Genomic DNA, 16,856 nt, shown 5'->3' on the forward strand with positions numbered 1-16,856 from the left:
TAATTTAACTACTAATCATTCAATTCACATTATAGCATCACCTTGTTTATCTTAGGTTTTTTGCAAATGCAGCTGCAAGTAGTGCCAAGACACCGAGGCCAATCAGACCAATTATTTGATTGTTTTCATTAGAGGCGACGATGATATACTGTGGGAATAGTAGACTACAAATGCCATAACCAATTAAGAATACTCCAGCCAGTAACAAAATACCTCTTAAGATCTTCATAAAAACTACCTTTGATTATTAAAAAAGCTCAAACTATTTCTTGGGAAGAAACACTTCTGCCATCATACAACGCGCACTTCCGCCTCCACAAGTTTCGATCGTCTCCAGATCACTACTAAGTATCTCGCAATGTTTTTCTATAGCAGTAATCTGTTCAGACGTTAAGCTCTTATGTGCTGAAAGGCTCATTATCATATATTTTTTATTATTTGCGCCTCTTACTTGCAACATATTTCCGGCAAACTGGTGCATTTGTGCTTCAGTAATGGTAATAATCTCTTTACCGTCTTCTTTTAAATGTTGTACTACATTCTTTTTTTCAGATTTGTCATCGATAGAGTCTAAACAAATAACTGCAAAGTTTTCAGCTAAAGCCATCATTACATTGGTGTGGTAGATAGGCATCCGTTCACCTTTTACGGTTTGGTTGGCGGTAAAAATGACAGGTGTATATTCAAAATCTTCACAAAATTCTATCAATAAGTCTTCATCTGCTCTGGGTGATAAGGCACAGTAGGCTTTATGATTAACTCTATCCAATAACAGGCTACCGGTACCTTCCAGAAAAACTTCTTCTTCTTCGGCGCTGGTATAATCCATATATCCTTCAATTAAAAAGCCTTCACTTTCCAAACGGCTCATCACTTCTTCACGGCGTTCACGACGCCTGTTTTCGGCAAACATGGGATACAAGCCAACAATGCCATTGGCGTGAAAACTCACCCAGTTATTAGGAAAAATAGAATCCGGTGTATCCATTCTTAGGTCGTCATGTTCAACAATCACATGCACGCCTACAGCACGTAACTTTGCTACAAAAGCATCAAACTCTGCTTGAGCTTTGGTATTGATACCACTATCTTCAAGGTTGATTGTAGTCTGAAAATAGTTATTTACTGCAGTTTCTTCATTCATACGAAACGCCACCGGGCGGATCATTAAAATAGTATCTGTAATTTGCTGTGCCAATTGGATAAATTTAGGCTACAAATTTAAGAGTTTTTCTCATTGAAAAAACGTTTTAAATATGGTAAATTAGTACAATGATTTAGATTATTTTCAAACTGAAGAATTAAAAACATTCATGACAATAACAGACACTTCTCAACTGCGAGACATCTATGGATTTCCAAAGGGTAGAGCAAAAGATAAAGTTTTAAACAAGTTGGAAGTGCATTCGAAACACTTCATCAATTGTTCTCCATTTATTGTTCTATCTACTGTAGATCAATCTGGGAAAATGGATGCTTCACCAAGAGGGGGCGAACCGGGGTTTGTAAAAATTTTAAATGATCAGGAGCTTATTATTCCGGATTTTAAAGGGAACAATCGTGTAGATAGTTTAACCAATATTGTTGAAACCGGTGTTGTTGGTATCTTATTTCTTATTCCTGGGATTGATGAAACACTCAGAGTAAATGGTAAAGCCTCTATTTCCACTTCAAAAGAAATATTAAATCTTTTTTCTACAGAACCAAAATTACCCATTTCATGTATTGTAGTTTCTGCAGAAGAAATTTTCCTTCACTGCGCAAAAGCATTTATGCGATCGAAACTCTGGAGTAAAGATCATTCAATAGACCCATCAAAATTCCCTTCTATTGAGCAAATGCTAAACGACCAACTAAATACTTCAACTAAACCCGAAACACGCGAAGAAATGGTCGAACGGTATCTTAAAGATATATAATATCGCCTTTTATTATTTCTACTTTACCACACAAATAATACTCCTTATGGTATCTTTTAACATAAATTTTCCAATTTATGAACAGGGTATTTGTTCCAGTAGTTGTTATAATAGTGTTAATGCAATACTATTCCAACCAAAAGCTAGCCGGATTAAATGCAAATATTATTTCCGGAGGGTTAAAATTTATAATGGATTAGTCCCGTACCAAAGGCATGGTGGAACATCTTAAAAGACCTTCTTGTTTTGCAATTTCGGCATAAGGGACTTCTTCTACCGTGAATCCTTCAGAACGAAGCCAGCTGTTAAGGCGGGTGAAGTTTTTTTCTGAAATGATCACTTCCGGTGAAATTGAGAAAATGTTACTGTTCATATGATACATTTCATCTTTATCAATGTGAAAACAGTTTTCTTTTCCGAAGAAATTGACCAACCATTCGTACTCATCCTCTTCTAGAAAACCTTCTTTATGAATGATACATTTTCCTTTTCCGATAGGTTGAAAGCAACAATCCAGATGTAAGGCATTATCACGTGCTTCCGTATTTGATTTTCTAAGGTTAAAACTTTTTACTTTTTTATGTGGAAACAGTTCCTGCAGTGCTGCTACTGCCTGCATATTGGTACGCGCCGTTATATAATCCGGATAATCATCACCACGATACGTCCCTACAAAAACATAATCTCCCCAAGGCATCACGTCTCCACCTTCAATATGTGCTTCTTCCGGAAGTATGATCCTGTTCTCTTTAGAGACCTGGGACCAGACATGTTCTATTGCCTCAATCTCCCGTTCACGGTCCGGCAGGATGTTAGAAATAATAAGTTTATCCTCTATAACAAAAGCAATATCTCTGGAAAATATCTGATTATAATTTTCTATGATCTCGGGGCGATAGACCTTTACATCATACTTTTTAAAAACAGCAGCTACAGCCTCCATTTCTTTTACCATATCTTCCTCGATTGGGTAAGTTCCGGCTTTGATATGCGCTGCCGATTTAGGGTCGTAAGTATCTTCTAGTTTTGGAGTTGGTCCATTACTCACTGCAGTTCCTAAAACCACTTCGCGAAGACGGGAAATTTCGTCGGTAACATTTAATTGAATCATGGTTTAGCAAATATAAAAAAGCATCCTGATATAGTCAGGATGCTTTTGCAATATTAAAATTTGGTCTTTATCTTTTTTCTACAGGCTTAAATTCTCTGTGTGTCTCTCCAATATACACTTGTCTTGGCCTTCCAATGGGTTCTTTACGCAAACGCATTTCCTTCCATTGCGCAATCCAACCGGGTAAACGTCCTAAAGCAAACATAGGTGTAAACATTTCTACAGGAATCCCCATTGCACGGTATATAATTCCTGAATAAAAATCTACATTAGGATATAATTTTCTATCTACAAAGTACTGATCGTCTAAGGCTTCCCTTTCCAATCCTTTAGCAATATCCAAAACAGGGTCATCAACACCAAGGTCTACCAATACAGCATCTGCAGATCTTTTAATAATCTTTGCCCTGGGATCAAAATTCTTATAAACTCTATGTCCAAAGCCCATTAAACGGAAAGGATCATTTTTGTCTTTTGCTTTTGCCATAAATTTCTTTGTATCCCCTCCATCTTCTTTAATAGCTTCAAGCATTTCGATAACCGCTTGATTAGCACCTCCATGAAGCGGTCCCCATAGCGCTGCAATACCAGCTGAAATTGATACAAATAATCCGGCGTGTGATGAGCCAACAATTCGCACAGTAGAAGTAGAACAGTTTTGTTCATGATCTGCATGCAAGATCAATAATTTATCCAGCGCATCAACGATTACTTTATTAGAAGTATACTCCCCACTAGGTTTTTTGAACATCATTTTCAGGAAGTTATCTACATATCCTAAAGAATCGTCTCCATAATCCAATGGCAGACCTGCACGTTTTCTATATGCCCAAGCCGTTAACACAGGAAATTTTCCTAAAATACGGCAAATAGCATTATACATTTCTTCTTCGCTATCCACATTAACCGAAGAAGGATTAAAAGCAACTAATGCAGATGTCAATGAAGAGAGCACGCCCATAGGATGTGCTGATTTTGGAAAACCGTCTATTATCTTTTTCACATCCTCATCTACATGGGACTGTGCTTTTATGTCTGTATGAAATTTTTCAAGTTGATCTTTAGTTGGCAGCTCACCAAAAATAAGCAAGTAGGCAACTTCTAAGAAATCTGCTTTTTCAGCTAGATCTTCTATAGCATACCCTCTATACCTTAATACCCCTTCCTCTCCATTTAAAAAAGTAATAGCACTCTCGCAAGAGCCTGTATTTTTATAACCCGGATCAATTGTAGTAACACCTTTTGTTACTGCGCGTAACGTTTTTATATCAATGGCAAACTCGTTTTCGGTGCCTTTAATTAAAGGAAATTCATACTTTTTACCATCGATTTCGAGGAATGCTGTTCTTGACATATAATTCATTTAATTTTTAAAAATTCGGAATTGTAAATTTACAAAATATTGGACGATTTTTTAACATAAGCTAACACTTGTTAGGTTAAAAAAACCTTAAATCCATATTTTTCCCTGAATAAAATAACAACTCGATAATTTGAGCAGCTAATTTCAAGCCATTTTTGCTAAATCTTAAAAGCGTTTCGTTGCGGATAATAGGCAATTTCTGCTAGCTCTTCTTCGATACGAAGTAATTGATTGTACTTTGCCATACGATCACTTCGGGAAACCGAACCGGTTTTAATTTGACCGCAGTTCAAGGCAACAGCCAGATCTGCAATTGTATTATCTTCGGTCTCACCACTGCGGTGCGACATCACAGAAGTATAACCTGCATTATGTGCCATATTCACTGCTGCAATAGTTTCGGTCAACGTACCAATCTGGTTTACCTTTATTAGAATTGAATTGGCAATATTTTCTGAAATACCTTTTGACAATCTTTCTACATTGGTTACAAATAGATCATCTCCAACTAATTGGACCGAATCTCCTACTTTTTGTGTGAGATATTCCCAACCTTCCCAATCGTTTTCATCCATACCGTCTTCAATAGAAATGATCGGGTATTTTTCACATAATTCTGCCAAATAATCAGCCTGTTCTTTTGAAGTACGTACTTTTCCGCTGTCGCCTTCAAACTTGGTATAGTTGTATTTTCCGTCAATATAAAATTCTGCCGAAGCACAATCTAAAGCGATCATAACCTCATCACCAAATTTATACCCTGCTTTCTCAGTAGCAGTTTTAATAGTATCCAAAGCATCTTCAGTTCCTTCAAGGGTTGGAGCAAATCCACCTTCATCACCTACAGCTGTACTTAAACCCCGGCTTTGTAATTCTTCCTTTAAGTTATGAAAAATCTCACTTCCCATTTGCATGGCATGTGTAAAGCTTTCTGCTTTTATAGGCATTATCATAAACTCCTGAAATGCAATAGGTGCATCACTATGAGAGCCACCATTAATAATATTCATCATAGGTACGGGAAGTGTTTTGGCACTTACACCTCCAATGTAACGATATAACGGCATGCCTAATTCGTGGGCTGCGGCTTTTGCACAAGCCAGAGAAACACCCAAAATGGCATTAGCGCCTAGTTTCGATTTGTTGGAAGTACCATCCAGATCGATCATTATTTGATCGATTAGATTTTGTTCAAAAACTGAAACTCCTAACAATGTTCCGGCTATTTTTCCATTTACATTTTCAATTGCATTGAGTACTCCTTTTCCCATATACTCCTTCCCTCCGTCTCGTTTTTCTACAGCTTCATGCTCACCCGTAGAAGCGCCGGAAGGTACTGCTGCACGTCCTAAATAACCATTTTCGGTGATAACATCTACCTCGATAGTAGGATTACCTCGTGAATCAAAAATTTGTCGTGCGTGGATGTCTATAATGATACTCATGCGGTTTGTAGTTTGTGATTTTTTATGGTTTCAATAAATTGATCGAACAAATAGGATGCATCGTGTGGTCCAGGACTAGCTTCGGGGTGGTATTGTACCGAAAATACCGGTTTGTCCTTCATGCGAATGCCAGCCACTGTTTTATCATTTAAATGTACGTGGGTAATTTCGATCTCAGGGTGTGCTTCTGCTTCTTCTCTATTAATAGCAAAACCGTGGTTTTGAGAAGTTATTTCTCCTTTTCCTGTCAATAAATTCATGATCGGGTGATTGATTCCTCTATGTCCGTGGTGCATTTTATAAGTGGAAATGCCATTAGCAAGAGCAAGTACCTGATGCCCCAAACAAATTCCAAATATAGGCGCACCTGATTTTATAATTTGTCTTGTGGTCTCTATAGCATTATGAAGAGGTTCCGGGTCACCGGGGCCATTAGATAAGAAATATCCATCCGGATTAAAGGCTTTCATTTCACTGAAATCTGTATCGTAAGGAAAAACTTTAATATAGCAATCCCTTTCAGCCAGATTACGAAGAATATTCTTTTTAATACCAATATCCAAAGCTGAAACCTTGTAGGTAGCGTCCTTTTTTCCAAAGAAATATGGTTCTTTGGTAGAAACTTTACTTGCTAATTCCAATCCAACCATATCCGGCACTTCTGCCAATTGTTTTTTAAGCCCCTGAATATTATCAACTTCAGTAGAGATTACAGCATTCATCGCCCCATTATCACGGATATAGTTTACTAATGCGCGTGTATCTACATCACTAATCGCTAATAAATCATTCTTATCCAGAAAAGCCTCTAAGGAATCATCTGCAGCAGGGCGAGAATAATGATAACTGAAGTTTCTACAAATCAATCCGGAGATCTTAATGCCTTCAGATTCTATTTCCTGTGCATTGGTTCCATAATTTCCAATATGTGCATTGGTAGTGACCATTAACTGACCAAAATAAGAAGGGTCTGTAAAAATTTCCTGATACCCGGTCATCCCGGTGTTAAAACAAACTTCTCCAAAGGCAGAGCCTTCTTTTCCGCCAACAGCTTTTCCGTGAAAAATTGTTCCGTCTGCTAATAAAATAAGTGCTTTTTTTCGTGTGGTGTACTTCATGTCGTTAAAAAAGTTTTACAAAAATACTTTAAAAGTGCTTGGGAATAAAATTCAGTTTTTAGAACTTTTAAACAATACTTCAGTATTAAAAATTAACTTATAAAAAAAGGGATAAACATTTGAATGTTTATCCCTCTATAATTTTATAAATGATGTTTCATTTATTCCTCTTCTTTAGTTGCTTTAGTTTCAACTACTGGTGGAACATTAGAAGAACCTCCCCGACGGCTACGACGTGTAGATTTTTTCTTCTTAGCTTTTCCAGCATTGTACAGCTCATTATAGTCTACCAATTCGATCATGGCCATATCTGCATTATCTCCCAAACGATTACCCAATTTGATAATACGCGTGTAACCTCCTGGACGATCTCCAACTTTTACAGCAACCTCTCTAAACAACTCTGTAACTGCTTCTTTTTGGCGCAGCCTTGAGAATACAATACGACGGTTGTGTGTAGTATCTTCTTTAGACTTTGTGATCATTGGCTCTACAAAACGCTTTAAAGCTTTTGCTTTAGCAACTGTAGTGTTTATTCTTTTATGCTCAATTAGGGAACAAGCCATATTTGCAAGCATCGCCTTTCTATGCGCTGTTTTTCTTCCTAAATGATTTATTTTCTTTCCGTGTCTCATGACATTTTTGTTTTCATCATCTTGCTACCAGACCACGCCAAAGGCGTAGGAGCAAATTATGATTAATTAATCTTTATCTAATTTATATTTTGAAAGATCCATACCAAAATTAAGTCCCTTCACGTTTACAAGCTCTTCCAATTCGGTAAGAGATTTTTTTCCGAAGTTTCTAAATTTCATAAGATCGTTCTTATTGTAAGATACTAAATCACCTAATGTATCAACTTCAGCAGCTTTTAAACAATTAAGTGCACGAACCGAAAGGTCCATATCAATTAATTTTGTTTTAAGCAACTGTCGCATGTGTAGTGACTCTTCATCATACGTTTCCGTTTGAGCGATCTCATCGGCTTCCAAAGTGATTCGTTCATCACTAAATAACATGAAGTGGTGAATCAATGTTTTTGCAGCTTCTGTTAAAGCATCTTTTGGGTGAATAGAACCATCTGTTACAATTTCAAAAACCAATTTTTCATAATCGGTCTTTTGCTCTACACGGAAATTCTCAATACTATACTTCACATTTTTAATAGGTGTATAGATAGAATCTGTAAAAATGGTACCTAAAGGGGCGTTCGCTTTTTTGTTCTCTTCAGCAGGAACATACCCTCTACCTTTTTCGATAGTGATCTCGAAGTTAAGGTTTACTTTAGTGTCCATGTTACAAATTACCAATTCCGGATTCAATACCTGAAATCCTGAAATGAATTTTTGAAAATCCCCGGCGGTTAATTGGTCTGCTCCATTTACAGAAATTGTAACTGTCTCGTTATCGATCTCATCTATTTGTCTCTTAAAACGAACTTGCTTTAAGTTTAAGATAATCTCAGTTACATCTTCAACAACTCCAGCAATGGTTGAAAATTCGTGGTCAACACCTTCGATGCGTACCGAAGTTATTGCAAATCCTTCCAATGAAGAAAGTAATACTCGTCTTAATGCGTTACCAACAGTTAATCCGTAACCAGGTTCCAAAGGACGAAATTCAAATTTCCCTTCAAAATCTGTGGAATTAATCATTATAACTTTATCAGGCTTCTGAAAACTAAATACTGCCATAGTGTGACTCGTGTGTTTTAATTATTTAGAATATAATTCGACGATAAACTGCTCGTTAATGTTTTCCGGAATTTGAAGACGTTGTGGAACAGAAACATAAGTTCCTTCCTTAGTTTCTCCATTCCAAGTAATCCACTCGTAAACATGACTTGCATTATCCAACGAATTTTGAATAGCTTCAAGAGATTTTGACTTCTCTCTTACTGCAACAACATCACCTGCTTTTAATTGGTAAGAAGGGATGTTTACTTTTTCACCATTAACGGTGATATGACGGTGAGACACCAATTGTCTTGCTGCCGGACGGCTAGAAGCAATACCCATACGGTATACTACATTATCAAGACGTGACTCACATAATTGTAACAACACCTCACCGGTAATTCCAGGAGCTGCAGTTGCTTTTTTGAACATATTTCTGAATTGACGCTCTAAAATACCGTAGGTATATTTTGCCTTTTGCTTTTCAGCTAATTGGATTGCGTATTCAGATTTTTTTCCGCGACGACGGTTATTTCCGTGCTGCCCCGGAGGGTAATTTCTTTTTTCGAAGGATTTGTCTTCTCCAAAAATAGCTTCGCCAAACTTACGAGCTATTTTAGTTTTTGGACCGGTATATCTTGCCATTTTAAATTGATTTTGAAGGGAAAACTAAATTAAGGTCTAACTATCCTCTAGCTTTATATATCCTTCAGGTTGATATTCATTTATACTTATACTCTTCTTCTTTTTGGAGGTCTGCATCCATTATGTGGCATTGGTGTAACGTCGATAATTTCGGTTACTTCAATACCCGCGTTATGAATTGAACGTATTGCAGATTCTCTTCCGTTACCTGGCCCTTTTACGTAAACTTTTACTTTACGTAGACCGGCAGCGTGTGCTACACCAGATGCATCTTCTGCAGCTAACTGTGCAGCATAAGGAGTGTTCTTCTTAGATCCTCTAAAGCCCATTTTACCGGCAGATGACCAAGAGATAACGTCTCCGTTCTTGTTTGTTAACGATATAATAATGTTGTTAAAGGAAGCTGTTACGTGTGCTGCACCAACAGACTCAACATTAACTTTGCGTTTTTTTGTACTTTTTGAGCTAGTCTTTGCCATATCTCTAGGTATTATTTAGTTGCCTTCTTCTTGTTAGCAACTGTTTTACGTTTTCCTTTTCTAGTTCTTGAGTTATTCTTCGTACGTTGTCCGCGTAGCGGAAGTCCTGTTCTGTGACGAATACCTCTGTAACAACCAATATCCATTAAGCGTTTGATGCTTAATTGGACTTCACTACGTAATTCACCTTCGATTTTGAAAGACCCAACAGTTTCACGAATTGCTCCGATCTCATCATCGTTCCATTCGCTTACTTTTTTGTCTTCGTTAACTCCGGCTTTGTTCAATATATCTTTCGCTCGGCTTTTACCAATTCCGAAGATATACGTTAACGCGATTACACCCCTTTTTTGTTTTGGGATATCTACACCTGCGATTCTTGCCATAATTTATCCTTGTCTTTGTTTGAACCTTGGGTTCTTTTTGTTAATTACATATAATCTACCTTTCCTGCGTACAATTTTGCAGTCGGCACTTCTTTTCTTAACGGATGCTCTAACTTTCATCTCTATTAGTATCTATAAGTTATACGAGCCTTTGTTAAATCGTAAGGGCTCATTTCTAATTTTACTTTGTCTCCGGGCAATAATTTAATATAGTGCATACGCATCTTTCCCGAAATATGTGCAGTAACAATATGACCATTTTCCAATTCCACACGAAACATTGCATTAGACAATGCTTCTACTATAGTTCCATCTTGTTCTATTGCGGGTTGTTTTGCCATAATTATGCTACTGCTTTTCTATTTTTACCGGACTTCATTAAACCATCGTAGTGACGGTTTAATAAGTACGAATTAATTTGTTGCATCGTATCGATTGCTACCCCTACCATAATTAATAGTGAGGTACCTCCATAAAATAATGCCCATCCTTGTTGAATACCCATTAACTTCACAACAAATGCAGGAAATACTGCAATTAATGCTAAGAAAATAGATCCCGGTAAAGTAATTTGGGACATAATTCTATCTAACAATTCTGCAGTATCAGTACCCGGCTTAATTCCAGGAATAAATCCACCACTACGCTTTAGATCATCTGCCATCTTATTGGTTGGTACTGTAATTGCCGTATAGAAATAGGTAAATACAATAATCAATGCTGCAAATACAATATTGTACCAAAGGCCAAATATATCACTAAATGCTGCCTGAACTGACTGCGCCATTTCACTTTCTGATAGACTCGCCACTGCAGATGGCACAAACATAATTGCTTGTGCAAAAATAATTGGCATTACTCCTGAAGCGTTTAGCTTTAATGGAATAAATTGTCTGGCGCCAAAAATATTCTTTTCATAACCACCACTGGCAGTTCTGCGTGCATATTGTACAGGTATCTTTCGGACTGCCATAACCAGCATCACAGATGCCAGTATGATTACAAACCAAATTACCAATTCAATCAGGATCATGATCAATCCTCCATTAGATTCCAATACTCTGGAAGCAAATTCCTGAGCAAAAGACAGAGGTAATGTTGCAATAATACCTACCATAATCAAGATAGAGATACCATTACCAATTCCTTTATCTGTAATCTTCTCTCCAAGCCACATCGCAAAAATACACCCTGTTACAAGGATAATTGTTGACGATATATAGAACATAGGTGTTTGACCTAAAATAAATGCTTCAACCGGTACTCCTAATGCAGGTAATCCAAATAAATAACTTGGTGCCTGAACCAAACAGATTCCAATGGTTAACCAACGTGTAATTTGATTAATTTTCTTTCTACCACTTTCACCTTCTTTTTGTAATTTCTGAAGGTAAGGAACAGCAATCTGCATTAATTGAACCACAATCGAAGCCGATATATAAGGCATAATACCTAATGCAAAAACAGATGCATTCGCAAATGCTCCTCCTGTAAATGCATTTAATAATCCTCCTATTCCACCTGCATCAAATTTACCGGCAAAATCAGCAAGCTTAGATGCATCAATACCAGGTAATACAACCTGTGCGCCAAAACGGTATACAAGTAATAGCCCCAGAGTAACCATGATTCGGTTTCTCAGCTCCTCAATTTTAAAAACGTTTTTTATGGTATCAATAAATTTCATTGGTATGCTGGAATTACAAAGTTACTACTTCACCACCGGCAGCTTCAATTGCTTTTTGAGCTGTAGCAGTAAATTTGTGTGCTGTTACTGTTAATTTAGCGGTCAATTCTCCTCTTCCTAAAATTTTCACCATTTCATTTTTACCGACAAGACCCAAACCAACTAGGGTATCAAAGTCTACAGTACCTTTTATTTTTTTATCATCCACTAATTGCTGGATAACATCAAGATTAACTCCTTGATATTCTTTACGGTTAATGTTTGTAAAACCAAACTTAGGAACTCGGCGTTGCAATGGCATTTGCCCTCCTTCAAATCCAATTTTCTTAGAGTATCCGGAACGGGACTTAGCCCCCTTATGTCCGCGAGTTGCAGTTCCTCCTTTACCAGAACCTTGACCACGTCCTACGCGTTTTCCTTTATTACTAACCGAACCTTTTGCAGGTTTTAAGTTACTTAAATCCATTGTATATATCTTATTTAGTTTCTACTGAAACTAAGTGTTTAACTTTAGTTACCATACCAAGAATGTTTGGCGTGTCTTCATGCTCAACCGTTTGACCTATCTTGTGAAGGCCTAACGCTTCCAGCGTTCTTTTTTGGTTCTTTGTGCGGTTAATTGCACTCTTTACCTTAGTTACCTTAATTTTTGCCATCTTCTAGTTTCTTAAATCATTTATCCTTTATACAATTTCTCCAAAGAGATCCCGCGTTGTTTTGCTACAGTTTGCGCACTACGTAATTGCAATAATGCATCAAAAGTTGCTTTAACCACATTATGAGGGTTAGAAGAACCTTGTGACTTAGACAATACATCATGCACTCCTACTGCTTCCAACACGGCCCGTACAGCTCCACCGGCAATTACTCCGGTACCGGGAGCAGCCGGTAAAAGATTTACTCTTGCTCCACCATATTTCCCTTTTTGTTCATGGGGAAGGGTGGCTCTATTTAATGGAATTCGAACCAGGTTTTTCTTAGCGTCTTCAATAGCTTTTGCAATTGCACTTGCTACATCTTTAGACTTTCCAAGGCCATGTCCTACAACACCGTTTTCATCACCAACTACAACAATAGCTGAAAATCCGAAGGCTCTACCCCCTTTAGTCACTTTAGTAACACGTTGTACACCTACTAAACGGTCTTTTAATTCAAGACCTCCTGGTTTTACTAATTCTACGTTTTTATAATCTTGATACATACTACTTAGAATTTAAGGCCGCCTTCGCGAGCTCCTTCAGCTAATGATTTTACTCTTCCGTGATATAGGTAACCACCTCTGTCAAAAGATACGGTTTCGACACCTGCTTTTACAGCTTTTTCGGCAATTGATTTTCCTACTAGTTTTGCCGCTTCAGTTTTATTGATCTTTGAAGCGTCAATATCTTTGTCTCTTGATGATGCAGCGGTAATTGTTTTCCCGGTTACATCGTCAATAAGTTGCGCATAAATCTCTTTGTTACTTCTGAAAACAGCTAAACGCGGACGTTGCTCTGTTCCTGAAACAGTTTTTCTTATTCTGAAACGAATACGATCTCTTCTATCGTTCTTTGATAATGCCATAACTATATTTGTTATGCAGATTTACCTGCTTTTCTTCTTATTTGTTCACCTACAAACTTGATACCTTTTCCTTTATAAGGTTCCGGCTTACGGAAGGCGCGAATTTTTGCAGCTACCTGTCCAACTAATTGTTTGTCGTGAGATGTTAATTTTATGATTGGGTTCTTTCCTTTTTCAGAAACGGTTTCCACTTTTACTTCCGGGGCAATGTCTAACACAATGTTGTGAGAGAAACCAATTGCCAAATCTAGTTTTTGTCCTTGGTTGGTAGCACGATATCCTACACCAACTAATTCCAGTTCTTTAGACCATCCCTTAGATACACCTTCGATCATATTATAAATCAAAGATCTATATAAACCGTGTTTTGCTCTGTGATCTTTTGCATCTGAAGGACGCGCAACTTCTACGTTTCCATCTTCAACTTTTATATTCACATCAGAGTACTCCTGAGTTAACTCACCTAATTTTCCCTTCACTGTTATTACGTTGTCTTTTATATCGACTGTAACTCCTTCTGGGATCGCTACCGGGTTATTACCTATTCTTGACATTTCTTATTGTCTTTAATTAATTAGTATACGTAACACAATACTTCACCACCAACGTTCTGTGCTTGTGCTTGCTTTCCTGTCATTACTCCTGCTGAAGTAGAAACAATAGCAATACCCAAACCATTTAAGATCCGTGGTAATTCTGATGAACCTGCATATTTACGTAAACCTGGTTTACTAATTCTTTGAATCTTTTTGATAACAGGGTCTTTAGTAAGCTTATCATATTTCAAAGCGATCTTTATAGTTCCTTGTGGTCCTTTATCATCTTCAAATTTGTAGCTTAATATATAACCTTGATCAAATAAAATCTTTGTGATCTCCTTTTTAAGGTTCGAAGCGGGAACTTCAACTACTCTGTGTCCTGCTTTAACTGCATTTCTAACTCTGGTTAGAAAATCTGCGATTGGATCTGTTGTCATTTGTTTTAATTTACGGAAGCGGTTTTCGATGTTTGCCGAACCTGCAACCTATTTATAATTTTACCAACTAGCCTTACGAACTCCTGGAATTAAACCTTGATTGGCCATTTCGCGGAAAGTTACACGAGAAATACCAAATGTTCTCATATACCCTTTAGGTCTTCCGGTTAATTTACAACGGTTATGTTGACGTACCGGTGAAGCATTTTTTGGAAGTTTTTGTAAACCTTCCCAATCACCAGCTTCTTTTAAAGCCTTGCGTTTTTCAGCATACTTTGCAACCATTTTTGCTCTTTTAACCTCGCGGGCTTTCATTGATTCTTTAGCCATCTGTTAGTTCTTTTTAAAGGGTAATCCTAGTTCTGTTAGTAATGATTTTGCTTCTTTATCGGTTCCGGCAGAAGTTACAAATGTAATATTCATTCCTTCAATCTTCTTCACTTTATCGATATCGATTTCAGGAAAAATAATTTGTTCGGTAATACCCAAAGAGTAATTACCTCTACCATCAAAACCAGTAGCTTTAATTCCGTTAAAATCACGCACCCTTGGCAATGCAGATGTTACCAGTCTATCTAAAAACTCATACATTCGCTCACCACGTAACGTAACCATAGCACCAATTGGCATTCCTTTACGAAGTTTAAAAGTTGCTACATCTTTTTTGGAGATTGTTGGAATTGCTTTTTGACCAGTAATATTGGTCAATTCTTCTACAGAATAGTCAATTAGTTTTTTGTCTGCTACAGCAGCACCTACCCCACGAGACACAACAATGCGCTCTAGTTTTGGTACTTGCATTACATTTTTGTAGCCAAACTCATCTGTAAGAGCATTTATTACTCTGCTCTTGTACTCTTCCTTAAGTCTTGGTATATATCCCATAACTATAATACTTGATTCGATTTTTTAGAAAATCGTACTTTTTTACCATCTTCCATTCTATATCCTACGCGTGTTGCTTCACCAGATTTTGGATCTAACAATGCAAGATTAGAAATATGAATAGGAGCTTCTTTTTCTGTGATTCCGCCCTGAGGATTTGCAGCACTAGGCTTCTCATGTTTCTTCACAGTGTTCACTCCTTCTACTATTGCTTTGTTTTTGTCAAGAAATACTTTCATTACTTTACCTTCGGAACCTTTATGTTCTCCGGTAGTAACAACTACTGTATCTCCTGATTTTATTTTAAGCTTTGCCATCTTAATTTTCGTATTAAAGCACCTCTGGCGCCAATGATACTATTTTCATAAATTGTTTGTCACGAAGTTCTCTGGCAACCGGGCCAAAAACACGTGTTCCTCTCATTTCCCCTTGTGGGTTTAAAAGCACACATGCATTGTCGTCAAAACGGATGTATGAACCATCCGGTCTTCTAACTTCTTTCACGGTACGTACCACTACTGCAGTAGAAACGGCTCCTTTTTTAATAGTTCCATTGGGAGTAGCCTCTTTTACAGTCACTACAATTTTATCTCCAATAGAAGCATATCTCTTTTTTGTACCGCCCAACACTCTAATTGTAAGCACTTCTTTAGCACCGGTGTTGTCTGCTACTTTTAGTCTTGATTCTTGTTGTATCATGGTTACTTCGCTCTTTCAATTATTTCTACTAACCTCCAACATTTGGTTTTACTCAAAGGTCTTGTTTCCATGATCTTTACAGTATCTCCTTCGTTACAGTCGTTTTTCTCATCGTGCGCAACGTATTTTTTCGTTTTTAACACGAACTTTCCGTACATAGGGTGTTTTACTTTTTTAACTTCTGCAACAACAATAGATTTTTCCATTTTGCTACTGGTAACTACCCCAATACGTTCTTTTCTTAAGTTTCTTTTTTCCATCTTTAAGCTTCGCACAGTTATTGTACTTTTCTTTTAGTTAGTTCTGTCGCAATTCTCGCAATGGTTCTTCTATGCGATCTTAGTTGAATTGGATTTTCCAACGGTGAAATGGCATGTGCCATTTTTAGATCTGAATATGCTTTTTTAGATTCAGTTAGTTTCTCCTGAAGCTCTGCTGTTGATGTCTCGTTTATCTCTGATTGTTTCATTTTTCAAAAAAAATTAAGCTTGATAATCTCTAGACATGATAAATTTTGTTTTTACAGGAAGCTTTTGAGCCGCAAGACGCAAGGCTTCTTTTGCAGTTTCCAAAGAAACTCCGGAAACTTCAAACAAAATTCTACCAGGTTTAACAACAGCTGCCCAATATTCTACAGCACCTTTACCTTTACCCATACGTACCTCTAAAGGTTTCTTCGTAATAGGTTTATCCGGGAATATCATAATCCAGATAGAACCTTCTCTTTTCATATAACGGGTAGCGGCAATACGTGCAGCTTCTATTTGACGTGCTGTCAAGAAATTTGAATCTAAAGACTTAATACCAAAAGTTCCGTAGGCTAGTTGATTACCTCGTCCGGCATTACCTTTCATACGGCCTTTTTGTTGTTTACGGTATTTTGTTCTCTTAGGTTGTAACATTT

At 37.3% G+C, this 16,856-nt stretch carries 27 protein-coding genes; 1 reads left to right on the top strand and 26 read right to left on the bottom strand.

Annotated features, from left to right (window positions below; translation table 11 throughout):
* Nucleotides 1-262: 262 nt before the first annotated feature.
* Nucleotides 263-1,168, bottom strand: a complete 906-nt coding sequence (gene ctlX, locus ACY2RT_RS10905; RefSeq protein ID WP_490156137.1) for a citrulline utilization hydrolase CtlX — start codon at nucleotides 1,166-1,168, stop codon at nucleotides 263-265.
* A gap of 145 nt (nucleotides 1,169-1,313) precedes the next feature.
* On the opposite strand from ctlX, the gene ACY2RT_RS10910 reads away from it, so the two are divergent.
* On the top strand, nucleotides 1,314-1,919 hold the full coding sequence (locus ACY2RT_RS10910; protein ID WP_490155947.1) for an MSMEG_1061 family FMN-dependent PPOX-type flavoprotein: 606 nt from the start codon (nucleotides 1,314-1,316) through the stop codon (nucleotides 1,917-1,919).
* Nucleotides 1,920-2,115: 196 nt separating this feature from the next.
* On the opposite strand, the gene ACY2RT_RS10915 is transcribed toward ACY2RT_RS10910, so the two are convergent.
* The 25 genes from ACY2RT_RS10915 to rplP form a co-directional block, all read right to left on the bottom strand.
* Complete coding sequence (locus tag ACY2RT_RS10915) at nucleotides 2,116-3,030, bottom strand: dimethylarginine dimethylaminohydrolase family protein (protein ID WP_490155948.1); 915 nt, start codon at nucleotides 3,028-3,030, stop codon at nucleotides 2,116-2,118.
* Between the two features lie 67 nt (nucleotides 3,031-3,097).
* Nucleotides 3,098-4,384, bottom strand: coding sequence for a citrate synthase (locus ACY2RT_RS10920; RefSeq protein WP_490155949.1), 1,287 nt, complete (start codon nucleotides 4,382-4,384; stop codon nucleotides 3,098-3,100).
* Nucleotides 4,385-4,551: 167 nt separating this feature from the next.
* Nucleotides 4,552-5,838: a phosphopyruvate hydratase gene (gene eno / locus ACY2RT_RS10925; protein ID WP_490155950.1), complete on the bottom strand. Its 1,287-nt coding sequence runs from the start codon at nucleotides 5,836-5,838 to the stop codon at nucleotides 4,552-4,554.
* A complete protein-coding gene (gene carA, locus ACY2RT_RS10930; RefSeq protein ID WP_490155951.1) occupies nucleotides 5,835-6,956 on the bottom strand; it encodes a glutamine-hydrolyzing carbamoyl-phosphate synthase small subunit in 1,122 nt (373 codons plus the stop codon). The genes eno and carA overlap by 4 nt, the downstream gene beginning before the upstream one ends.
* A gap of 161 nt (nucleotides 6,957-7,117) precedes the next feature.
* Nucleotides 7,118-7,591 (bottom strand): 50S ribosomal protein L17, encoded by a 474-nt coding sequence (rplQ, locus tag ACY2RT_RS10935; RefSeq protein ID WP_490155952.1) that lies wholly within the window; start codon nucleotides 7,589-7,591, stop codon nucleotides 7,118-7,120.
* Between the two features lie 66 nt (nucleotides 7,592-7,657).
* Complete coding sequence (locus ACY2RT_RS10940) at nucleotides 7,658-8,650, bottom strand: DNA-directed RNA polymerase subunit alpha (RefSeq protein WP_490155953.1); 993 nt, start codon at nucleotides 8,648-8,650, stop codon at nucleotides 7,658-7,660.
* A gap of 21 nt (nucleotides 8,651-8,671) precedes the next feature.
* Nucleotides 8,672-9,277 (bottom strand): 30S ribosomal protein S4, encoded by a 606-nt coding sequence (gene rpsD / locus ACY2RT_RS10945; protein ID WP_490155954.1) that lies wholly within the window; start codon nucleotides 9,275-9,277, stop codon nucleotides 8,672-8,674.
* Nucleotides 9,278-9,363: 86 nt separating this feature from the next.
* Nucleotides 9,364-9,756: a 30S ribosomal protein S11 gene (gene rpsK / locus ACY2RT_RS10950; RefSeq protein ID WP_490155955.1), complete on the bottom strand. Its 393-nt coding sequence runs from the start codon at nucleotides 9,754-9,756 to the stop codon at nucleotides 9,364-9,366.
* 11 nt (nucleotides 9,757-9,767) lie between these two features.
* Entirely contained in the window at nucleotides 9,768-10,142 is a 375-nt protein-coding gene (rpsM, locus tag ACY2RT_RS10955) for a 30S ribosomal protein S13 (protein WP_490155956.1), read from the bottom strand.
* A gap of 3 nt (nucleotides 10,143-10,145) precedes the next feature.
* Nucleotides 10,146-10,262 (bottom strand): type B 50S ribosomal protein L36, encoded by a 117-nt coding sequence (gene ykgO / locus ACY2RT_RS10960; protein WP_013305171.1) that lies wholly within the window; start codon nucleotides 10,260-10,262, stop codon nucleotides 10,146-10,148.
* 5 nt (nucleotides 10,263-10,267) lie between these two features.
* On the bottom strand, nucleotides 10,268-10,483 hold the full coding sequence (gene infA / locus ACY2RT_RS10965) for a translation initiation factor IF-1 (RefSeq protein WP_034259287.1): 216 nt from the start codon (nucleotides 10,481-10,483) through the stop codon (nucleotides 10,268-10,270).
* 2 nt (nucleotides 10,484-10,485) lie between these two features.
* A complete protein-coding gene (gene secY, locus ACY2RT_RS10970; protein WP_490155957.1) occupies nucleotides 10,486-11,829 on the bottom strand; it encodes a preprotein translocase subunit SecY in 1,344 nt (447 codons plus the stop codon).
* Between the two features lie 13 nt (nucleotides 11,830-11,842).
* Nucleotides 11,843-12,295 (bottom strand): 50S ribosomal protein L15, encoded by a 453-nt coding sequence (gene rplO / locus ACY2RT_RS10975; RefSeq protein ID WP_490155958.1) that lies wholly within the window; start codon nucleotides 12,293-12,295, stop codon nucleotides 11,843-11,845.
* 10 nt (nucleotides 12,296-12,305) lie between these two features.
* Nucleotides 12,306-12,485 (bottom strand): 50S ribosomal protein L30, encoded by a 180-nt coding sequence (gene rpmD, locus ACY2RT_RS10980; protein ID WP_490155959.1) that lies wholly within the window; start codon nucleotides 12,483-12,485, stop codon nucleotides 12,306-12,308.
* A gap of 20 nt (nucleotides 12,486-12,505) precedes the next feature.
* Complete coding sequence (gene rpsE, locus ACY2RT_RS10985) at nucleotides 12,506-13,030, bottom strand: 30S ribosomal protein S5 (protein ID WP_490155960.1); 525 nt, start codon at nucleotides 13,028-13,030, stop codon at nucleotides 12,506-12,508.
* 5 nt (nucleotides 13,031-13,035) lie between these two features.
* Nucleotides 13,036-13,392 (bottom strand): 50S ribosomal protein L18, encoded by a 357-nt coding sequence (gene rplR, locus ACY2RT_RS10990; protein ID WP_490155961.1) that lies wholly within the window; start codon nucleotides 13,390-13,392, stop codon nucleotides 13,036-13,038.
* 11 nt (nucleotides 13,393-13,403) lie between these two features.
* On the bottom strand, nucleotides 13,404-13,946 hold the full coding sequence (rplF, locus tag ACY2RT_RS10995; protein ID WP_490155962.1) for a 50S ribosomal protein L6: 543 nt from the start codon (nucleotides 13,944-13,946) through the stop codon (nucleotides 13,404-13,406).
* 20 nt (nucleotides 13,947-13,966) lie between these two features.
* Nucleotides 13,967-14,368: a 30S ribosomal protein S8 gene (rpsH, locus tag ACY2RT_RS11000; RefSeq protein WP_490155963.1), complete on the bottom strand. Its 402-nt coding sequence runs from the start codon at nucleotides 14,366-14,368 to the stop codon at nucleotides 13,967-13,969.
* Nucleotides 14,369-14,428: 60 nt separating this feature from the next.
* Nucleotides 14,429-14,698 carry a 30S ribosomal protein S14 gene (gene rpsN / locus ACY2RT_RS11005; RefSeq protein WP_490155964.1) on the bottom strand — a complete coding sequence of 90 codons (270 nt, stop codon included), beginning with the start codon at nucleotides 14,696-14,698 and terminating at the stop codon, nucleotides 14,429-14,431.
* A 3-nt stretch (nucleotides 14,699-14,701) separates the two neighbouring features.
* Nucleotides 14,702-15,253: a 50S ribosomal protein L5 gene (gene rplE / locus ACY2RT_RS11010; RefSeq protein ID WP_490155965.1), complete on the bottom strand. Its 552-nt coding sequence runs from the start codon at nucleotides 15,251-15,253 to the stop codon at nucleotides 14,702-14,704.
* Nucleotides 15,254-15,255: 2 nt separating this feature from the next.
* Complete coding sequence (gene rplX / locus ACY2RT_RS11015) at nucleotides 15,256-15,570, bottom strand: 50S ribosomal protein L24 (protein WP_490155966.1); 315 nt, start codon at nucleotides 15,568-15,570, stop codon at nucleotides 15,256-15,258.
* A gap of 13 nt (nucleotides 15,571-15,583) precedes the next feature.
* Nucleotides 15,584-15,952, bottom strand: a complete 369-nt coding sequence (gene rplN, locus ACY2RT_RS11020) for a 50S ribosomal protein L14 (RefSeq protein ID WP_490155967.1) — start codon at nucleotides 15,950-15,952, stop codon at nucleotides 15,584-15,586.
* 2 nt (nucleotides 15,953-15,954) lie between these two features.
* Nucleotides 15,955-16,212, bottom strand: coding sequence for a 30S ribosomal protein S17 (gene rpsQ, locus ACY2RT_RS11025; protein ID WP_186987668.1), 258 nt, complete (start codon nucleotides 16,210-16,212; stop codon nucleotides 15,955-15,957).
* A gap of 17 nt (nucleotides 16,213-16,229) precedes the next feature.
* On the bottom strand, nucleotides 16,230-16,421 hold the full coding sequence (gene rpmC / locus ACY2RT_RS11030; RefSeq protein WP_490155968.1) for a 50S ribosomal protein L29: 192 nt from the start codon (nucleotides 16,419-16,421) through the stop codon (nucleotides 16,230-16,232).
* A gap of 13 nt (nucleotides 16,422-16,434) precedes the next feature.
* Nucleotides 16,435-16,854 carry a 50S ribosomal protein L16 gene (gene rplP / locus ACY2RT_RS11035; RefSeq protein WP_490155969.1) on the bottom strand — a complete coding sequence of 140 codons (420 nt, stop codon included), beginning with the start codon at nucleotides 16,852-16,854 and terminating at the stop codon, nucleotides 16,435-16,437.
* Between the last annotated feature and the right edge of the window lie 2 nt (nucleotides 16,855-16,856).

This window comes from Ulvibacter sp. 2210JD10-4 (assembly GCF_058148525.1).